Source organism: Micromonospora siamensis (assembly GCF_900090305.1).
In the GTDB taxonomy this organism is placed as follows: Bacteria; Actinomycetota; Actinomycetes; order Mycobacteriales; family Micromonosporaceae; genus Micromonospora; species Micromonospora siamensis.
Genome location: NZ_LT607751.1, coordinates 3,948,324 through 3,966,861, shown reverse-complemented (window position 1 = coordinate 3,966,861; position 18,538 = coordinate 3,948,324). Strand labels below are relative to the sequence as shown.

The following is an 18,538-nucleotide window of genomic DNA, read 5'->3' as shown; positions in this document are numbered from 1 at the left end:
GGACCCATGCCGGGGCGTGAACGCTGGTTAGGCTGAGCCGCATGCCCGCCGGATCCCCGCCCCGCCCTGCCCGCCCGGTCGCCGCGTCCGGCGTCGCGACCGCCGGGCTGAGGTCGCGCGCGTGGTGAGCGGTTCGGTCGTACCCGAGCAGCGGGGTGTGCCCGGTGGGCCGCGCCCGCGCGGGGTGGCCGCCCGCTGTGCGCGGCTGGCGCGGTCGCGGCCCTTCGAGATCGTCATCATCGTGCTGATCGGGGCGAACGCCACCGTGCTGGGCCTGGAGACCTACCCGCACCTGGGGGCGGCCGGGCCGGTGCTGCGCTGGCTGGAGTGGACGTTCCGGGCGATGTTCGTGGCGGAGATAGCCATCCGGGTGCTGGCGTACGGCCGTCGGCCGCAGGACTTCTTCCGGCACGGCTGGAACGTCTTCGACCTGGTGGTGACGGTGGCGATCTTCCTGCCCGGCCTGCACGGGGACTCGGCCCTGTTGCGGGTGGTGCGGGTCGCCCGGGTGCTGCGGCTGGTGCGGTTCTCCCCGGGCCTGCGCACCATCGTCACGGCGCTGCTGCGCAGCCTGCCGGGCGTCGGCGGTTTCCTCGCCCTGGCCGCGGTGACCCTCTACGTGTACGGCATGGCCGGCTGGTTGATCTTCGGCGAGACCTATCCGGAGGAGTACGGCAACATCGGCCGCTCCCTGCTGACGCTGTTCGTGCTGCTGTCGCTGGAGACGCTGCCGGACCTGATCGAGCAGGGCCTCGAGGTGTCCCGCTGGACGCTGGTCTACTACGTCAGCTACGTGCTGATCACCGTGAACCTGTTGCTGAACATCCTGATCGCGGTCATCGTCAACTCGATGGAGGAGGCCCGCCGGTTGGAGATGACCGAAGGGCTGGCCCCGGACTACGACGCCGACGGCGACGGCGTGCCGGACGAGCTGGACCGGATCGCGATCAGCCAACGCCTCGACGACCTGCGGGCGGTGATCGGCGAGTTGGAACGGGAACTACGGGTCGGTCGGGAGGACGGGCACCGGCGGACCGTCGACCGGGGTTGACCGCGGTGGGACGCGACGTCGACGCTGACGCCGCGTCCCACCGGGTGGCTCAGCCGACGGGCCGGACGGCGTTGCTGGGCAGGGGCGACGAGTGCGCCCGGGTCCACATGAATTGACCTTCTCTCCGCCCTGAGCGCTGGCCGACGACGGAAACTGCCCAAGCTGTCGTGGACGGGAGCGGCAGCGCGGAACGCCGGTGCGGTCGGCGTGGTGTTCCCGGGACGGTGACGCGACCGTGATCGGCGGCCGCGGATGCCTGCGCTGCGCGTCCGGTGCGGTCCTGACCACAGGCGTGGGCCCACCCTGGCCGTGGTCCGGCGCGTCTGTCAACGATGGACGGCGATGCGCCGACGGGTTGCGACAGGCGTAGGAGCAGGCGGCTCGCATCTGGTACAGGTGACCGATGACCTGCCCGGGCGCGGTTCGTAGGTTCTTGTCAACTGCCGCGCCGGCGGCGCACGTTCTTCCCGGTCAGCGCCGGGGCGTGCAGGCCCACGGGCCGGTGCGGGGAGGAGGAGCCGCACATGCGTGGATATCGGATCCGGTGGCGGGCCGCGGTGGTGGCGGCGGTGACGCTGCTCGCGGGGGTGCCGGCGACCGGCGCGCTGGCGCAGCCGGCCGGCAGCGAGCCGTCGATCGTCGTGGCCGACGGGGTTACCCAGCCGGTGTTCGGTTACGCCGACGCCGTCCGGCAGCGGGTCTTCGTGACCTCCGACGTCGACACCGACGGCGACGGGGCGTTGGACAAGGTGGCCATGGACATCATCCGGCCGGCGGCCAGCGACCAGGGGTTGCGGGTGCCGGTGGTGATGGACGCCAGCCCGTACTACTCGACGGTGTGCCGGGGCAACGAGGGCGAGTGCAAGGCCGACGTCGACGGTGACGGCCTGCTCGACAGGTGGCCGCTGTTCTACGACAACTACTTCGTGCCGCGCGGGTACGCGGTGGTGCTGCTGGACATGATCGGCACGAACAACTCCACCGGCTGCCCGGTGACCGGTGGCCGGGCGGACAACGTCAGCGCGCCGACGGCGATCGACTGGCTCAACGGCCGCCGCAAGGGCTTCGACGCCGACGGCCTGGAGGTCTCCGCCGGCTGGCACAACGGCCGTACCGGCATGATCGGCAAGTCGTACGACGGGACGCTGGCGAACGCGGCGGCGGCCAGCGGGGTGGACGGGCTCGCCACGATCGTGCCGATCTCGGCGATCTCCAGCTGGTACGACTACTCCCGCAGCAACGGTCTGGTCACCCGGGCGAACAACTACTCGGGCAGCCTGGCGAACACGGTGACCAACCCGGACCGGCGGGCGTACTGCGCGCCGGTGCGGGCGAAGCTCGGCCAGGACGGCGACGACGTCACCGGCGACTACAACGACTTCTGGGCCGAGCGGGACTACCTGCCGCACGCCGACCAGGTCAGGGCCAGCGTGTTCGTGGTGCACGGGATCAACGACGACAACGTGCGGGCCGACCACTTCAGCAAGTGGTGGGCGGCGCTGGCGCAGCGGGACGTGCCGCGCAAGCTGTGGCTGACCGGCACCGGGCACGTCGACCCGTTCGACTTCCGGCGCGGGCAGTGGGTGGAGACCCTGCACCGCTGGTTCGACTTCTGGTTGCAGGGCGTCGACAACGGGATCATGGCCGAGCCGATGGCCGACATCGAGCGGGCGCCGGACGTGTGGGAGACCGCGCCGACCTGGCCGCTGCCCGACGCCCATCCGACGCAGGTGTGGTTGCAGCCGGCCGGTGGCCTGTCGGTGAAGCCGTCCGCGGGCAAGGCGGCCCGTACCTTCCAGGACACCCCGGTGATGAGCCAGACCACCGCGATCCGGCATCCGTCGGACCCGCTGGCGAACACCGCGAACCGGTTGGTGTTCCTGTCGCAGCCGCTGGCCGCGCCGCTGCACATCTCCGGCACGCCGTACGTGCGGATCAACGCCACGGTCGACGGCGAGGACACCAGCTTCGCCGGCCTGCTGGTCGACTACGGCACCCGGGAGCGGTTCAGCACCGCCGGGGACGGGGTCCGGACGCTGACCACGGAGGACTGCTGGGGCGCGGAGGCGACCTGGGGTGGTCGGGTCGAGGAGGCCTGCTACAGGCAGGTGGCGAAGAACGTCGCCAGCAATCCGCAGGAGCTGGTGACCAAGGGCGTCGTCGACGGGCTCAACCTCGACTCGGCGAGCATGTCGACGCCGCTGGTGCCGGGGGCGAAGAACGAGGTTGACGTCCGGCTGATGCCGGAGGACTACGTCTTCGACGCCGGTCACCAGGTCGGGGTGGTGCTGCTCGGGTCGTACTCCGGCTACAGCAGCCGGGCCAAGCAGACCCGGGCGAACATCACCGTCCACTTCGACCGCAGCCGGATCGAGCTGCCGGTGGTCGGCGGGCGTACCGCCGCCGTGGCGGCGGGCCTGTAGTGCGGGCGCGGCGGGGGCGTCCGGCGCCCCCGCCGCCGCTCAGCGGGCGGGCCGGTAGTGCCCGGTGAGTCGGCCGAGCTTCAGGGCCAGGTGCAGGCAGAGCCGTTCGTTGCCGTCCTTGAGGTCGGTCTCGGCGAGCTGCTCGACGCGCTGCAGCCGGTAGTAGAGGGTGGTGCGGTGCAGGCGTAGCCGCTGGGCGGTGGCGTGGGCGTTGCCGGCCAGGTCGAGATAGGTCTCCAGGGTCTCCAGCAGCACCTGGTTGGCCTCGTCGCGCAGCAGCCGCTCCAGGCCGGGATGCACTCCGGCGACGCCCAGCTGCTGGGCGTCCATTCGGGCGAGCACCCGGTAGATGCCCAGGTCGGCCCAGGCCACCACCGGGCCGAGGGCGGGCAGTTGGACGCCCACCCGGGCCGCCTGCAGCGCCTCCTGGTAGGAGGCGACGGTGTCGTGGAGCCGGGTGCGGGGCTGCCCGACGCCGACGACGCCGCGGGCCACCGACGGCAGGCCGCCCCCGGCGCTGCGCAGGCTCGCCCCGAGGTGCTCGGCGACGGCCTCGGTGCTGACCCGGTTGGTCCCCCGCCCGCAGCACAGCAGCAGCACCCCGTGGTCGTGTCGGACCAGGTGCAGGGCCTCGCGCGGGCCGATCCACCGGCGGGTGGCGACCAGGGTGTGCTCCAGCGCCACCCGGGCCGGGTCGTCCAGCGGCTGGCCGCGGTCAGCGACCAGCTTCGCGACCAGAGCGGTGACCTCGCCGTCGGCGCCGACGATCCCGTCGGCGAGCAGCGACCGGACGGCCTCGGCGCGGGTCTCGGGCGCGTCGGAGAGCAGGGTACGCGCGGCCTCCGCCTCCCGCTGCGAGGTCAGTTCGCCGAGCAGGTTCTCCCGGTACAGGGCCAGGGACAGGTCGGGCACCGCCTCGGTGACGGTGGCGATGTCCTCGTCGCTCATGTCACCGGCCGCGTCGATGAACCAGACGAAGCCCAGCAGCAGGTCCTGGTGGCGGATCGGCACGCAGACCCGGGGGAGCAGGTCCAGTTCGGGCGAGGCGGGGGTACGTACCGGCCGGCGGGCGTCGGAGATGCCCACCTGCCGGAACCAGGCGATGACCTCGGGGGTGGTGTGCCGGCGCAGGATGGAGCTGCGGCGGACGTCGTCGATCAGGCCGGTGTGTTCGCTGTAGACGACGACGCGCTGGCGCCGGTCCTCGATCAGGGCGGGCCGGCCGACCCGGGCGGCCATGGTGTCGACGATGCGTTGCAGCTCTGTGTGCACTGTGCTTCCCCCGGTCATCCCGGTGTCCCCACGACACCGCCGAAGATCGGGCCCGGCTCGCGGTTTCGGCAGGACCGTCCGCCTACCTTCCGACGGGGTTGGCCGGGGCGCAACCGACCGGCCGGTTTGTCATGTCTCCTGCACGTGTCGGAACGGGCCGGTGGACCTGCCGACATCTGCACGGTGACCAGCGGCGGGGGCGCTCCTAGGGTCGGGGCGGGGAGATCGCGTTCGGCCCCCCGCCCCCTGGATCCATGATGAGAGGTGACTCGATGCACCTTCTGCCCACCAGACCCGCGGTGCGGAGATCGGTGCTGGCCACCGTGCTCGCGTCCGCACTGGTCGCGTCCACGGCAGCCGGTCCGGCCCTGGCCGCCCCCGACGACACGACCGGCGGGACCGCGCCGTTCCAGGTGCTCGACCCGCAGCGCTGGCAGAACCCGGACACCATGACCTGGGACGACTACCGGGCAGTGCCCAACCGGAACTGGGCCGACCCGTCGGTGGAGGGCTCGGTCCGCAACTTCAAGATCGCCCTGGTCACCCTGGACTACACCGACCAGCCGTTCGAGATCACCCAGCCGGCCGGATCGTCGGTCTTCGGCAACCCGCAGGCCAACGCGGCGAACGTGCCACGGGAGAACGTCGCCGGCTTCTACACCGACTTCCTCAACTCGCCCGGTGACCTGAACCGGGGGCACACCCTGCACGAGTACTGGATGCAGGACTCCAACGGCCGCTACGGGGTGGACCTGACCGGGTTCGGGCCGTACCGGATGCCGTCGAAGTCCTACCAGTACGGCATCGACAACGGCTTCAATCCGGGGGCCTGTCCGACCGGCGAGGCCTGCGCCCGCAACATCCGCACCGACGGGCTGGGCGCCTGGCGGGCCGCGGTGGGCCAGGAGGTCGCCGACTCCTTCGAGCTGGTGTTCATCCTCTCCGCCGGCCAGGACGAGTCGTCGACCTGGCAGGAGTTCGGGCAGATGATGTTCCAGGACAAGGAGGACGTGCCGGACGCCTGGGGCCCGCCGGACCCGACCCTGCCGAACTGGGCGAAGACCCGCTACGTCGACTGGACGTCGTGGAAGGCGGCGGCGACGATCTGGCCGAACGCCGGCGGCGGCTCCTCCACCCAGGCGGAGAGCTCCGGTATGGGCGTGTACGCCCACGAACTGAGCCACCTGCTGCGCATCGGCGACAACTACAACAACCCGTACGGGGTGCCGCTGCGGCGGGCGTACACCGGCATCTGGAGCATGATGTCGCGCGGGTCGTTCAACGGCCCGGGCGGACCGCACAGCCGCTGGCAGATCCCGCCGGTCAACGGCGGCTCGATGGGCTCCCTGCACACCCTGCGGGACAAGATGAAGATCGGCCTGGTGGGGGAGCAGAACGTGCTGCGGCTGTCCCGCGAGACGCTCGGCGCCACCGGCCTGGTCGTCGCCGACGTCACCGCCCGCGCCGTCGAGGCGGGGGAGGGGCTCACCGGCGTGAACATCGCGATGGACGCCGACCGGTCCCCGGCGTGCAGCACCAGCGCCGACCCGCTGTGCGACGGCGGCCGGTTCAACAACTACACCCTCGAGGTCGTCGACCGGATGGGCGCTGACTCGTTCACCCCGGACAGCGGCGTGCTGATCAGCAAGACCAAGAACGCCGACAGTGCGCCGTTCCAGTGGGTGGTCGACGCCAACCCGCAGGACATCGACATGGTGGACTTCTACCGGCCGGACGGCACCCCGCAGAAGATCACCATGGGTGACTACCGGCAGCTGTCCGACGCCCTGTTCCACGCCGGCGCGAACTCCGGCAGCGAGTACGAGTACGTCGACGAGGCCAACCGGCTGCACTTCTACGTGCTCAACCTGCGCCGCGACGGCGACGGGGTGCTGTCGTACACGGTGGCGGTGCGCTCGCTCGACGGCGCCGGTCCCAGCCGGCGGGGCGTGGCCCTGTCCAAGGGCAAGCTGGCCACCCGGGACATGCCGAACCCCGGCGGGTCGACCTGCACCTTCGACCTGACCAACACCGGCGAGTACGTGGCCGCCGACGCCCAGCACCCGGAGGACGTCACCGACCACCTGCGCTCCGACGTGTACCGGCTGTCGGCCAGTGTCGGCGGCACGGGCTGGCAGGTCGAGCTGCCCAACGAGCTGGCCACCGCCAAGTTCGGGACGTCGACAACGGTGGACGTGTCGGTCGGCGCCGCCGCCGACGCGACGGCCACCACCCTGGTCACCCTCACCGCCACCTCGGAGAGCGACCCGACCAGGACGGTCACCAGCCAGTGCCGGGTGGAGCGGCCCCGCGCGCTGCGCTGAGCACGACCCACCACGGCCGGGGCGGTGCCACCCGCACCGCCCCGGCCCCCGGCTGATCGGGAGGACGACGGATGAGACGGCTGTGGGTGGCGTTCTGCCTGGCCCCGCTGCTGGCCGGCGCAGTGGCCGGGTGCGGCGGCGACGCCGAGGAGACCCGGTCGGCGACGACGGTGCGGGTGCTCGTGCGCGACATCAACATCCGGCCGGTCGGCGTGGACTGCGCGGGCACCGGCCCGTACACGCACTTCCACAACCGGGCGCCGTTCCGGGTGGAGGACGCCGGTGGCGCCACCCTCGCCGAGGGCGCGCTGACCGGCGGGCGCTCGGTGCCGGCGTTCGAGGAGGACCTGGAGGTGGCGAAGGTGCCGACGTACTGCGAGTTCCGGATGCCGGTGCAGCTGGCGCGGCGGGACGCGTACCGGCTGGCGGTGGACGGGCGGGCGCCGATCCCGTTGACCGCCAACGACAGCGAGGGGCCGGCGCTGGTCGCGGTGGTGCCGTCGTGAGGGGCGGCGTACGCCTGACCGCCCTGGCCCTGGCCGCGGCGCTGGCCGCCACCGGCTGTTTCGCGGCGGAGGAGGAACCGACGCGGCCCGAGCCGGTGGCCGGCGGCGTTGCGGCGCTGCCCGGCCCGGCGCCCACCGGCCTGGCGCTGCGCCCCGTGCCGGCGGGGGTGCCCGCCGCGCCCGCGGTCGCCGGCCGGCTCACCGACGGCAGCCCCGTCGAGCTGGCGAGGCTCTGGGCGGACCGGCCGGTGGTGCTGGTGTTCTTCTCGTCCTGGTGCGCCGCGTGCGAGCAGCGGCAGGACGCGCTGAGCCAGCTGGCCCGCGACCACGCCGACCGGGTGGTCTTCGTCGGGGTGGCCGGCGAGGACAAGCCGGCGGACGTGCAACGGTTCCTGCGGGCGCACCGGGTGGACTATCCGGTGCTGCTCGACGACGGCGGCCGGGTCGCCCTGTCGTACGCGGTGCGGGAGCCACCGGCGGTGGTGCTGGTCGGCCGGGGCGGCAAGCTGCTGCGCGGCTGGACCGGCGGGGTGGACGCGTCCACCCTCGACGCCAGGCTCAGGGAGCTGGTGCTGGCCGGCTGAGCGGCCTCAGGGGACGCGCCGGCCCGCGGCGCGGACCCGGAACAGCAGGTGGCGTCGGAGCGGGTGACCCTCGGCCAGCCGGGGGTGGTCGAAGTCGTCGGCGGGATCGTGGGTCATCCCGATCCGCCGCATCACCGCCTGCGACCTGAGGTTGGTCGTGCTGGTGAAGGAGACGACCTCGGCCAGCCCCGCGTCGTCGAAGGCGAAGCGGAGCGCCCGTGCGGCGGCCTCGCTGGCGTAACCGTGTCCCCAGCTCGACCGGCACAGCCGCCAGCCGACCTCCACGGCCGGGGTGAAGTGCGCGCGGAAGCCTGGTACCGACAGGCCGGTGAAGCCGATGAACCGGCCCGTGTCGGCGATCTCGAGCGCCCAGAGGCCGAACCCGTGCTCGTCGAAGCCGGCCTCGATCCGGTCGACGAGCGCGTCGCTCTCGGCGGCGGTCATCGTGGCGGGGAAGTGCTCCATCACCGCCGGATCGGCGTTCATGGCGGCGAAGGGCGCCCGGTCCTCGGGCCGCCAGCGGCGGAGAACGAGCCGCTCGGTCCTCGGTGACGGTGGTCCAGCCATCCCGAGATGGTAGGTCACGAGGGGTTCGAAGCCACTTTTGTTTACTCGGAGGAAAGTACGAGAGTGGTTGACGAAAGGTCTGGACAGCTTCTCGGCAAGTCAGTAGGGTCGGGAACTGTCGATATGTTTCGTCGAGATGAAGTCGCAGTGTAGGTAGCTTTCGACCCGCGACACCGGGCGGCGCAACCCGCCCCGGCGTCCGGATCGCGTCGGGCGGCACACCCGACGACGAGCGCCCCCGACCGACACCGCGCACCGACGGCCGCCTCAGCCGTTCGGTGTCCCGGCGATCGACCCAGCTCCGGACGCGGCGACGCGCCCGCTCCACGCGCCCTCCAGCCGGCGCGTCATCAGACCAGCCGAACACCGACGACCGTGGCGCCTCACCACGGCCGCGGGACCGCGCGCCCGGAAGGGGGTGCGCGACCACCGCCAGTCCGACCATCCACGACACCCGACGTGGCGCCGTCTGCTGCGCCGATGCTCCTCATCGGACCGTGAAAGGGACCTCCATGAACGGCTTCTCACCACCCGTCCCGCCACCGGTGGGCGGTCCGCCCGGCCGTGCGCCGCGGCGCCCGTCGCGGCGCACGGTCGCCGCCACCGTCACGGCGCTGCTGCTGTTCGTCACCGCCGCGCTGACCGGCGCGCCGGCCACCGCCCGTCCCGCCGACCCGGACCGGACCGTGGCCGCCCCGTCGACGCAGGTCCAGGCCCAGGCCCAGGTGCTCACCTGGACCGCCGGCGACAACTTCACGTCGTACCTGTCCGCGCCGACGACCGCGGTCGCCGGGCCCGCCACGCTGGTCTTCGAGAACAGCCGGGCCACCGGCAACACCACCGGCATGCAGCACACCCTCACCTTCGAGACCGGCGACCCGCGGTACAACAGCGACGTCGACGTCAACATCCTCGCCGACCCGACGGACGCCAACGGGGGCCGTTGGACGGTGGACGTGACGCTCACACCCGGCACCTACCGCTACTTCTGCTCCATCCCGGGCCACGGCGGGATGACCGGCCTGCTGGTCGTCTCCGGCGGCACCTCGGACACCACCGCGCCGACCGTGACGGCCGCGGTGACCGGCACCAAGGACGCGGCCGGGGCGTACGTGGGCAGCGCGACGGTCAACCTCAGCGCCACCGACGCCGGCTCCGGCGTCGACAAGGTCGAGTACGCCGTCGACGGCGGCGCCTGGGGCGTCTACACCGCGCCGGTGACCGTCAACGCCCCCGGCCAGCACACGGTGAGCTACCGGGCCACCGACAGGGCCGGCAACACCTCCACCGTCGCGCAGGTGTCGTTCACGGTGGTCGAACCCGCGCCGACGGACACCACCGCGCCGACGGTGACCGCCGCGGTGACCGGCCAGAAGGACGCCGCGGGCGCGTATGTCGGCTCGGCGACGGTGACCCTGTCGGCCACCGACACCGAGTCGGGCGTGGCGAAGGTCGAGTACTCCCTCGACGGCGGCGCCTACGCCACCTACACCGCGCCGCTGAGCGTGACCGCGGCCGGTCAGCACACGGTCAGCTACCGGGCCACCGACAAGGCCGGCAACACCTCAGCCGCCCAGCAGGTGACCTTCACGGTGGTCGAGCCGGCGCCGACGGACGGCACGCCGCCGACCGCCACCGCCGCGGTGACCGGCCAGAAGGACGCCACCGGCGCGTACGTCGGCTCCGCCACGGTCACCGTGACCGCCACCGACGCCGGCTCCGGCGTCGCGAAGATCGAGTACGCGCTCGACGGCGGCGCCTGGACGGCGTACACCGCGCCGGTGACGGTGAACGCGGCCGGTCAGCACACGCTGAGTTACCGGGCCACCGACAAGGCGGGCAACACCTCCGCCGCCCAGCAGGTCGCCTTCACCGTGGTGGCGCCCGCGCCGACCGACACCACCGCGCCGACCGCCACCGCGGCCGTGACCGGCACCAAGGACGCCGACGGCAGGTACGTGGGCGGGGCGACGGTCACCGTGACCGCCAGCGACGCCGGCTCCGGTGTCGCGAAGATCGAGTACTCCCTCGACGGCCAGCCCTACGCCACCTACACCGCCCCCGTCACGGTCAACCAGACCGGCCCGCACACGGTGAGCTACCGGGCCACCGACAAGGCCGGCAACACCTCCACCGCCCAGCAGGTCACCTTCACCGTGGTCGACCCGCCGGCCCCGGACACCACGCCGCCGACCGCCGCGGCCACCGTCGCCGGCCAGCTCGACGCCGACGGCGGGTACGTCGGCAGCGCCACGGTCACCCTCACCGCCGCCGACTCCGGCTCCGGCGTCGCGAAGATCGAGTACGCGCTCGACGGTGGCGCCTGGACCACGTACAGCGCGCCGGTGACGGTGAACGCGGCCGGTCAGCACACGCTGAGCTACCGGGCCACCGACAAGGCCGGCAACGTCTCCACCGCCGGTTCGGTCACCTTCACCGTGGTCGCCAGCGGCGGTCACGACGCCTGCGCCGTGCCGGACACCCGGCCCACCGTGTGGCTGGGCACCGTCGACAGCGGCGTACCCAACCGCAAGGTCGACGGCGACTGCACCATCAACAACCTGATCGGCGACGCGAAGACCTGGACCAACCACGGCGCGTTCGTCACCCACATCAACGAGGTCGCCGAGCACCTGCACCACCTCGGCCTGCTCGAGCACGCCGAGCACGGAAAGTTGACCAGCGCGGCGGCCCGCTCCGGCGTCGGCAAGCCGGACGTGAAGAACGGCTACCAGCCGCTGCTGGACACCTCCGCGGCCTCGTTCGCCAGGTGGGAGCACGTCGGCGCGGGCGGCTTCACCCGCAACACCGACGGGTCGGTCAGCAGCCGCGCCGTACCCGGCATGGGCATGCTGTGGTTCCCCGCCACCGCGTACGGCGACTTCTCGCTGAAGCTGCAGTGGCGCGACGACGCGCCGGGTGACGGGCGGGCCAACAGCGGCGTCTTCGTCCGCTTCCCCGACCCGCGCCACGACCCGCGGGAGTCCCGCCCCGAGTGGGTGGCCGTCAAGTACGGCCACGAGCTGCAGATCCACGACCGCACCGACGGCGACGCCTACAAGACCGGATCGGTGTACGGCTTCGACCGGGTCGACCTGGCCGGCGCCCGGGTCACCCCGAAGGGGACCTGGAACGACTACGAGATCCGCGTCGTCGGGCAGCACTACCAGATCTACCGCAACGGTGAACTGATCAACGACTACGCCAACACGCCGGATGCCGTGTTCAGCCCGCCCCGCGCGGACGACCCGGGCGGCGCCGGACGGCAGAGCGCCACCGGCCACGTCGGCCTGCAGAACCACGGCGCGGGCGACCTCGTGAGCTTCCGCAACGTCCGCATCGCGCCGCTGACCCCGGCCAGCTGACCCGCAAGGAGACGACACATCATGGCAAAGCAGAAGATCGACCGCCGGGCGCTGCTGCGTACCCTGGCCGGCTCCACCGTCGCGGTCGGCGCCGCCACCCTCGCCGGTGGCCTGCCCGCGACGGCGGCCCCCGAGAGCGAGACCGGCGCCCGACTGATCCCGCAGGGCCACCTGGGCATCCAGCTCTACAGCGTCCGGGACAAGATCTCCCAGCTCGGCTTCGCGGCCGTGTTCGAGGAGCTGTCCCGCATCGGCTACCGGGAGGTGGAGTTCGCCGGCTACACCCAGGGCGGCGTCGGAGCGATCACCCCGGAGCAGATCCGGCGGCTGCTCGACGACAACGGCCTCAAGGCGGCCGGCAGTCACCGCGGCCTGAACGACTTCCGTACCAACCTGGAGTGGGAGCTCGACGTCGCGCAGACCCTCGGCATGCCGGCGCTGGGCACCGCCTCGGCCCCCACCGGCGACCGGACCATCGCCGGTTACCACCGGGCCGCCGCGGAGTTCAACGCCTGGGGCGCGGCCGCCGCGGCCCGGGGCATCAAGCTCTACCAGCACAACCACACCATCGAGTTCGCCTTCGCCACCGACGCGCCGCAGGTACGCCTCTACGACCTGTTCCTGGAGCTGACCGACCCCCGGTACGTGTTCCTGGAGATGGACATCCTCTGGGCGTACGGCGGGGCGCGGAAGTACCCCGGTTTCCGGCCGGTGGACTACGTCAACGCCCACCCGGAGCGCTACCCGCTGTTCCACGTCAAGGACGGTGTCCCGCTGCCCGACCCGCAGCAGGGCAACTCCTACCTGGACGTCGAGTTCGGCGCCGGCCAGATCCCGTTCACCGACTTCTTCACCGAACTCAACGGCGGCGGCCGGTTCGAGTACCTCTGGGAGCAGGACTCCGCCCCGAACGCCCAGCCCAACCCGCCCGGCTCGCTAGGCGCCGCCGAGCGCAGCTACCAGCGGATGCGTGACCTGCGGAGCGGGCGATGAGCGCCTGGCGGCTGCCGGAGACCGTACCCGACGACCAGCGACCCGCGACGCAGCCGGCCGCCCCGCGGGCGGCGACCGGAGCCCGGCGGATGCTGGTGGTCGCGGCCACCGTGCTGCTCACCCTGGTCGGGGCCGGCGGCTTCGCCGTCGCGGGCGGCGCGATGGACGCGTTCTTCCCGGAGAAGCCGGACGGCTGCGCCAAGCCCGACCGCAGCATCCAGCTGTACGCCGTGGAACTGCCGTCGGACGGCACCCAGGTGCGGCTCGGCTACGGCCTGACCCCGCAGACCGCGTCCTACCCGGGCCCGACGATGGAGATGACCGAGGGGGAGTGCCTGGCGATCACCCTGCACAACCAGGTGTCGGTGGAGACGCTGACCAAGCTGCGCACCGACCCGGCCCACCCGCTCGGTGTCTCGCTGCACGTGCACGGGGTGAAGTACACCCAGCTCTCCGACGGCACCGTGCAGAGCGGATCGTTCGTGCCGCCGGGCCAGTCCCGCACCTACACCTGGTACGCCAAGCCGGCCGACAAGAAGACCGGCAGCCCCGGCACCGCCGGCTACTGGTGGTACCACGACCACGTGGTGGGTGGCCCACACGGCACCCAGGGCCTCGGCGCCGGCCTCTTTGGCGGCGTGGTGGTACGCCGGCCGGGCGACCCGAAGCCGGACCGCACCTACACCGTCGTCTTCGGTGACCGGCAGAGCATCAACCTGCGCCGCGGCGCTGCCACCGACACCTGCGACCCGGTCAACCCGCAGCCCGGACCCAGCTGCATCGTGGCGAAGAAGGGGGAACGGGTCGAGTTCATCGTGGTCGGCACCGGCAACGACATGCACACCTTCCACGTGCACGGGCACAACTGGGCGGACACCCGCACCGGGACGGTGAGCAACGGTCAACCGTTCGCCGACCAGGTGCCGATCATCGACAACAAGACCCTCGGCCCCGGCGACTCGTTCGGCGTGCAGGTCATCGCCGGCGACTCGGTCGGTCCCGGCCACTGGATGCTGCACTGCCACATGCAGTTCCACTCCGACGCCGGCATGTCGACGATGTTCCACGTGCTCGACGAGAACGGGAAGATGCCGCCCGGCGGCCACGACCACGCGGCCATGACCGGCGCCGCCGCACCCACCGGCGCCGCCGTCGCGCCGACCGCCGAACACCAGCACAACTGACCGGACCCCCCGGGCGGGGCCGCCACGAGCGGCGGCCCCGCCCGGGAACCACCCCCTCGGCAATCCCCTCCACCCCACGCACCGGCCGCCCTCGACGGGTGGCGCCGGTGGCGGCGTACGCCCGAAAACCGGGCCCCAGACCGCGACCGGTGTCGGTGCACCGAACCGCACCACCCGCCTCACACCAGCAACAGAGGAGTCGAGATGGCCTACAGTCGCCATTCCCGGATCTCCCGATGGGTCGCCCGCCTCGGCGTCGACCCGACGGGATCCCCGACACCACCGCCCACCCGCGGCACGTCGACCCGAAGCCGGGTCGCCGCCCTGGCCTCCAGCGCCGCCCTGACCCTCGGCGTGCTCGCCCTGCCCGCCCAGGCGGCCACCCCCACCCAGGAGAAGGCGCCGGCCGCACCCGCCGCCGCCGCGGTGAAGGTGCTGGTCTTCCACGGCCCGGTCGACAAGCAGGACGACCCGGTCACCCGGGCCGCCGCCGCGATCAAGGGCCTCGGCGCGGAGAACGGCTTCACCGTCGACGTCTCCGCCGACCCGGGCGTGTTCACCTTCGGCAACCTGGCCCGCTACCGGGGCGTGGTGTTCCTCTCCGCCAACGGCGTCGCCCTCACCGACGCCCAGGAGGCCGCCTTCCAGGCGTACGTGAAGGGGGGTGGCGGTTTCGTCGGCGTGCACGACGCCGCCCGCGCCCAACCGGACTCCGCCTGGTTCACCGGCCTGATCGGGGCCCGCCCGGCCGCCGGCCTGCCGAACGCCGAGAAGGTCGTCTCGGCGACCGCCAGCGCGGAGAACCCGCCGAACGAGACCGCCGCGAAGGCCGTCGACGGGTCCACCGGCACGAAGTGGCTGACGTTCAACCCGACCGGCTGGCTGGCCGCGAAGCTCGCCAAGCCCGTCGTGGTCTCCCGGTACGCGCTGACCTCGGCCAACGACTTCCCCGGCCGGGACCCGAAGAACTGGACCCTGCAGGGCTCCGCCGACGGCGTCACCTGGGTCGACCTGGACACCCGCAGCAACGAGACCTTCGCGCAGCGGTTCCAGACCAAGCAGTACAGCTTCACCAACACCACGGCCTACCAGCACTACCGGCTCAACGTCACCGCGAACAGCGGGGAGCCGCTGATCCAGCTCGCCGAGCTGTGGCTGATCGGCCCGGACTCCGGCCCGGCGCCCGACTCGGTCGTGCAGAAGGCGACGGTCGACCTCACCGACCGGCAGCACCCGGCCAACGCCGGCCTGCCGCTGACCATCAGCCGCTCCGACCAGTGGATCAACTGGGACTCCAACCCGATCGGCAAGGTGCACACCGTCGCCCAGGTCGAGGAGAGCAGCTACAACCCGGGCCTGAGCGGCAACGGTGCCTTCCACCCAATCTCCTGGTGCCAGGACTACGACGGCGGCCGGTCCTTCTACACCGGCATGGGCCGCACCGACGCCAGCTGGGCCGGCGACGAGCAGTTCACCAGCCACCTGGCCGGCGCGATCAAGTGGACCACCGGCATGGTGCGCGGTGACTGCCAGGCGACCGTCGCCTCGAACTACCGCATCGACCGGCTGACCGCGGCCAACCAGCCCGGCCAGCTCGACCAGATCGGCGAGCCGCACGGCCTGACCGTCGCGCCCGACGGCACGGTCTTCTACATCGGCAAGGCGGCCTGCCCGACCGGCCCGATCGTCAGCTGGGACGACCCGAAGGTGGGCTTGGGCTGCGGCACCATCCACCAGTGGGACCCGAAGACCAAGCAGGTCAAGCTGCTCACCACCCTGCCGGTGATGGGCAACCGGGGCAGCGGCAGCGAGCTGGTCAAGAACGAGGAGGGCCTGGTCGGCATCACGCTGGACCCGAAGTTCGCGCAGAACGGCTGGGTCTACGTCTACTGGATGCCGCACGAGTCGATCGACCGGGACAAGCGGATCGGCAAGCGGACCGTCTCCCGGTTCACCTACGACGCCGCGAAGCGGACCATCGACCAGGGCACCCGCAAGGATCTGCTCTCCTGGGACACCCAGATCCACAGCTGCTGCCACGCCGGTGGCGGCATGACCTTCGACGAGAGCGGCAACCTCTACGTCGGCTCCGGTGACAGCAACTCCTCCGGTGGGTCGAGCGGCTACTCCGGCAACAACTGGACCCAGGACCACAAGGGCACCTCCTTCCAGGACGCCCGGCGTACCTCCGGCAACACCAACGACCTCAACGGCAAGATCCTGCGGATCCACCCGGAGGCCGACGGCACGTACACCGTCCCGGCGGGCAACCTGTTCACCGGCAAGGAGGAAGGTGGCGGCAAGACCCGTCCGGAGATCTACGTCATGGGCGTGCGCAACATCTCCCGGATCGCCTGGGACCCGGTGAACCACTGGCTCACCGCCGCCTGGGTGGGGCCGGACGCCGGCGCCCCGGACCCGGAGCTGGGTCCGGCGAAGTACGAGACCGCCACCATCATCACCTCGGCGGGCAACCAGGGCTGGCCGTACTGCATGGGCAACCGGCAGCCGTACCGGGACCGCAGCAACACCGACGCCACCCAGCTGACCGGCTGGTACGACTGCGACAACCTGAAGAACACCTCGCCGCGCAACACCGGCCTGGTGAACATCCCGCCGGCCCGGGACAACATGATCTGGTACTCGCCGCAGGGCGGCGGACCGGTCTACCCCGAGCGCGCCGACGGCAGCGGCCTGCCCAGCTACCAGGTGGGCGAGGAGACCTTCACTCGGCCGTGGCTCAAGGGTGGCGGTCAGGCGGTCATGGACGGACCCACCTACCAGCGGGAGAAGGTCGATACCGGAAGCGGCGTGGCCTGGCCGCAGTACTGGGACAACAAGTGGTTCATCGGTGACCAGTCCAACGCCAACAACCGGGTGGCGGTGACCGTCGACCCCAAGAACGTGCCGACCCAGGGCGCCCCGGCCTTCGCCGAGGACCTGCGCCAGATCATCCGCTCCGGCAGCGGCGCCAACCAGCTCCAGTCCTGGATGGACGCCAAGTTCGGCCCGGACGGTGCGCTCTACCTGCTCGACTACGCGGGCGGCTTCTTCAGCCTGCACCCCAACCAGAAGCTGATCCGGGTCGCCTACACCGGCGGACCGGCCACCCCGAACCCGAAGGACGTCGGGGTGCGGGCCGTGGCGCAGAGCCAGCCGAGGACCATCCAGTTCTCCAGCGCCAAGATCGGCGGCGTCGCCTGGGAGTGGAACTTCGGTGACGGCAGCGCGGTGTCGCACGAGGCCAACCCGGTGCACACCTACGCCGACTACGGCACCTACCAGGTCACCGTGAAGGTGACCTACGCCGACGGCGAGGTGGCCACCGAGACCATCTCCGTGCTCGCCGGCTGCGCCGCGCCGGCCACCGCCAAGACCGTCCACCTGCTGGACACCGACACCGGCGTAGCCAACGTCGAGGTCGGCGGCGGCTGCACCCTCAACGACCTGATCGACGACGAGCGGAACTGGGCCGACCACGGCGGGTTCGTCAGCCAGGTCACCGCCGTGGTCAACGAGGCCCGCCGGTCCGGGGCGATCGACAACAAGACGGCCGCGGCGCTGAACAAGGCGGCGGCGCAGTCGCAGATCGGCAAGATCCCCGGGTACGAGACCATCTTCGACGGCACCGCCGGGTCCCTGGCGGACTGGCGGCAGGCTCCGAGCGGCATGTTCACCCTGCGCACGGACGGGTCGATCCGCAGCTCCGGCGGGCTGGGCATGCTCTGGTACGCCGGTAAGGACTACGGCGACTTCTCGGTGCGGATGAAGTTCCGGGACGTCTCACCCGAGGGCACGTACGCCAACAGCGGCGTGTTCACCCGGTTCCCCGACCCGCGTACCCCGGTCGAGGAGCGCCCGGAGTGCGGCAAGGTGGGCTCGGCCCGCAGCTCGCAGGCCTGGGTGGCGATCTACTGCGGCCACGAGAACCAGATCTACGACGGGCCGACCGGTGAGCCGCAGAAGACCGGTTCCATCTACAACTTCGACCCGGTCGGCCTGGAGCAGGCCCGGCCGACGCCGAAGGGGACGTGGAACGACTACGAGGTCCGGGTCGTCGGGCAGCACTACACGATCACCCGCAACGGTGTGGTGATCAACGAGTTCGACAACACCCCGGGCAAGGCGTCGTCGCGGGCCGGTGACCCGTCGACGGACCTGCGCCAGTTCCTGCGCGGGTTCATCGGGTTGCAGAACCACGGCACCAACGACCTGATCGAGTTCCGGGACGTGCGGGTGCGGCAGCTCTGACAAGTGAGGAGGGGGCCC

11 protein-coding genes are annotated in these 18,538 nt (G+C 71.9%); 9 read left to right on the top strand and 2 right to left on the bottom strand.

What is annotated here, in order from left to right; genetic code table 11:
- Window positions 1-124: 124 nt before the first annotated feature.
- Window positions 125-1,051: an ion transporter gene (locus tag GA0074704_RS18430; protein ID WP_231926540.1), complete on the top strand. Its 927-nt coding sequence runs from the start codon at window positions 125-127 to the stop codon at window positions 1,049-1,051.
- A 524-nt stretch (window positions 1,052-1,575) separates the two neighbouring features.
- Window positions 1,576-3,474 carry a Xaa-Pro dipeptidyl-peptidase gene (locus tag GA0074704_RS18425; protein WP_088971654.1) on the top strand — a complete coding sequence of 633 codons (1,899 nt, stop codon included), beginning with the start codon at window positions 1,576-1,578 and terminating at the stop codon, window positions 3,472-3,474.
- A gap of 39 nt (window positions 3,475-3,513) precedes the next feature.
- Here the strand turns inward: GA0074704_RS18425 and GA0074704_RS18420 are convergent, their stop codons facing one another.
- A complete protein-coding gene (locus GA0074704_RS18420) occupies window positions 3,514-4,746 on the bottom strand; it encodes a PucR family transcriptional regulator (RefSeq protein ID WP_157743714.1) in 1,233 nt (410 codons plus the stop codon).
- Window positions 4,747-5,045: 299 nt separating this feature from the next.
- Here GA0074704_RS18420 and GA0074704_RS18415 point away from each other — a divergent pair, with 299 nt between their 5' ends.
- The 3 genes from GA0074704_RS18415 to GA0074704_RS18405 all read left to right on the top strand — a co-directional run bounded on the left by GA0074704_RS18415 (window position 5,046) and on the right by GA0074704_RS18405 (window position 8,160).
- On the top strand, window positions 5,046-7,070 hold the full coding sequence (locus GA0074704_RS18415; protein WP_231926538.1) for a M6 family metalloprotease domain-containing protein: 2,025 nt from the start codon (window positions 5,046-5,048) through the stop codon (window positions 7,068-7,070).
- A gap of 71 nt (window positions 7,071-7,141) precedes the next feature.
- Window positions 7,142-7,576 carry a hypothetical protein gene (locus GA0074704_RS18410; RefSeq protein ID WP_088971651.1) on the top strand — a complete coding sequence of 145 codons (435 nt, stop codon included), beginning with the start codon at window positions 7,142-7,144 and terminating at the stop codon, window positions 7,574-7,576.
- On the top strand, window positions 7,573-8,160 hold the full coding sequence (locus GA0074704_RS18405) for a TlpA family protein disulfide reductase (protein ID WP_088971650.1): 588 nt from the start codon (window positions 7,573-7,575) through the stop codon (window positions 8,158-8,160). Before GA0074704_RS18410 ends, GA0074704_RS18405 begins: the two co-directional genes overlap by 4 nt.
- 6 nt (window positions 8,161-8,166) lie before the next feature.
- Here the strand turns inward: GA0074704_RS18405 and GA0074704_RS18400 are convergent, their stop codons facing one another.
- Window positions 8,167-8,727, bottom strand: a complete 561-nt coding sequence (locus tag GA0074704_RS18400) for a GNAT family N-acetyltransferase (RefSeq protein WP_088971649.1) — start codon at window positions 8,725-8,727, stop codon at window positions 8,167-8,169.
- Between the two features lie 512 nt (window positions 8,728-9,239).
- Here GA0074704_RS18400 and GA0074704_RS18395 point away from each other — a divergent pair.
- From GA0074704_RS18395 to GA0074704_RS18380, 4 genes are all read left to right on the top strand, one after another.
- Window positions 9,240-12,092 (top strand): OmpL47-type beta-barrel domain-containing protein, encoded by a 2,853-nt coding sequence (locus GA0074704_RS18395; protein WP_088971648.1) that lies wholly within the window; start codon window positions 9,240-9,242, stop codon window positions 12,090-12,092.
- Between the two features lie 21 nt (window positions 12,093-12,113).
- Window positions 12,114-13,085 carry a sugar phosphate isomerase/epimerase family protein gene (locus GA0074704_RS18390; RefSeq protein ID WP_088971647.1) on the top strand — a complete coding sequence of 324 codons (972 nt, stop codon included), beginning with the start codon at window positions 12,114-12,116 and terminating at the stop codon, window positions 13,083-13,085.
- The gene (locus GA0074704_RS18385; RefSeq protein ID WP_197697547.1) at window positions 13,082-14,269 is read left to right on the top strand and encodes a multicopper oxidase domain-containing protein; all 1,188 of its coding nucleotides are present in this window, start codon (window positions 13,082-13,084) and stop codon (window positions 14,267-14,269) included. Before GA0074704_RS18390 ends, GA0074704_RS18385 begins: the two co-directional genes overlap by 4 nt.
- Window positions 14,270-14,473: 204 nt before the next feature.
- The gene (locus GA0074704_RS18380; RefSeq protein WP_088971646.1) at window positions 14,474-18,520 is read left to right on the top strand and encodes a ThuA domain-containing protein; all 4,047 of its coding nucleotides are present in this window, start codon (window positions 14,474-14,476) and stop codon (window positions 18,518-18,520) included.
- Window positions 18,521-18,538: the final 18 nt, after the last annotated feature.

Coding starts and splice junctions, on each gene's coding strand:
- GA0074704_RS18395 (WP_088971648.1), top strand. CDS start 9,240: ATGAACGGCTTCTCACCACCCGTCCCGCCACCGGTGGGCGGTCCGCCC.
- GA0074704_RS18385 (WP_197697547.1), top strand. CDS start 13,082: ATGAGCGCCTGGCGGCTGCCGGAGACCGTACCCGACGACCAGCGACCC.
- GA0074704_RS18400 (WP_088971649.1), bottom strand. CDS start 8,727: ATGGCTGGACCACCGTCACCGAGGACCGAGCGGCTCGTTCTCCGCCGC.
- GA0074704_RS18425 (WP_088971654.1), top strand. CDS start 1,576: ATGCGTGGATATCGGATCCGGTGGCGGGCCGCGGTGGTGGCGGCGGTG.
- GA0074704_RS18380 (WP_088971646.1), top strand. CDS start 14,474: ATGGCCTACAGTCGCCATTCCCGGATCTCCCGATGGGTCGCCCGCCTC.
- GA0074704_RS18410 (WP_088971651.1), top strand. CDS start 7,142: ATGAGACGGCTGTGGGTGGCGTTCTGCCTGGCCCCGCTGCTGGCCGGC.
- GA0074704_RS18390 (WP_088971647.1), top strand. CDS start 12,114: ATGGCAAAGCAGAAGATCGACCGCCGGGCGCTGCTGCGTACCCTGGCC.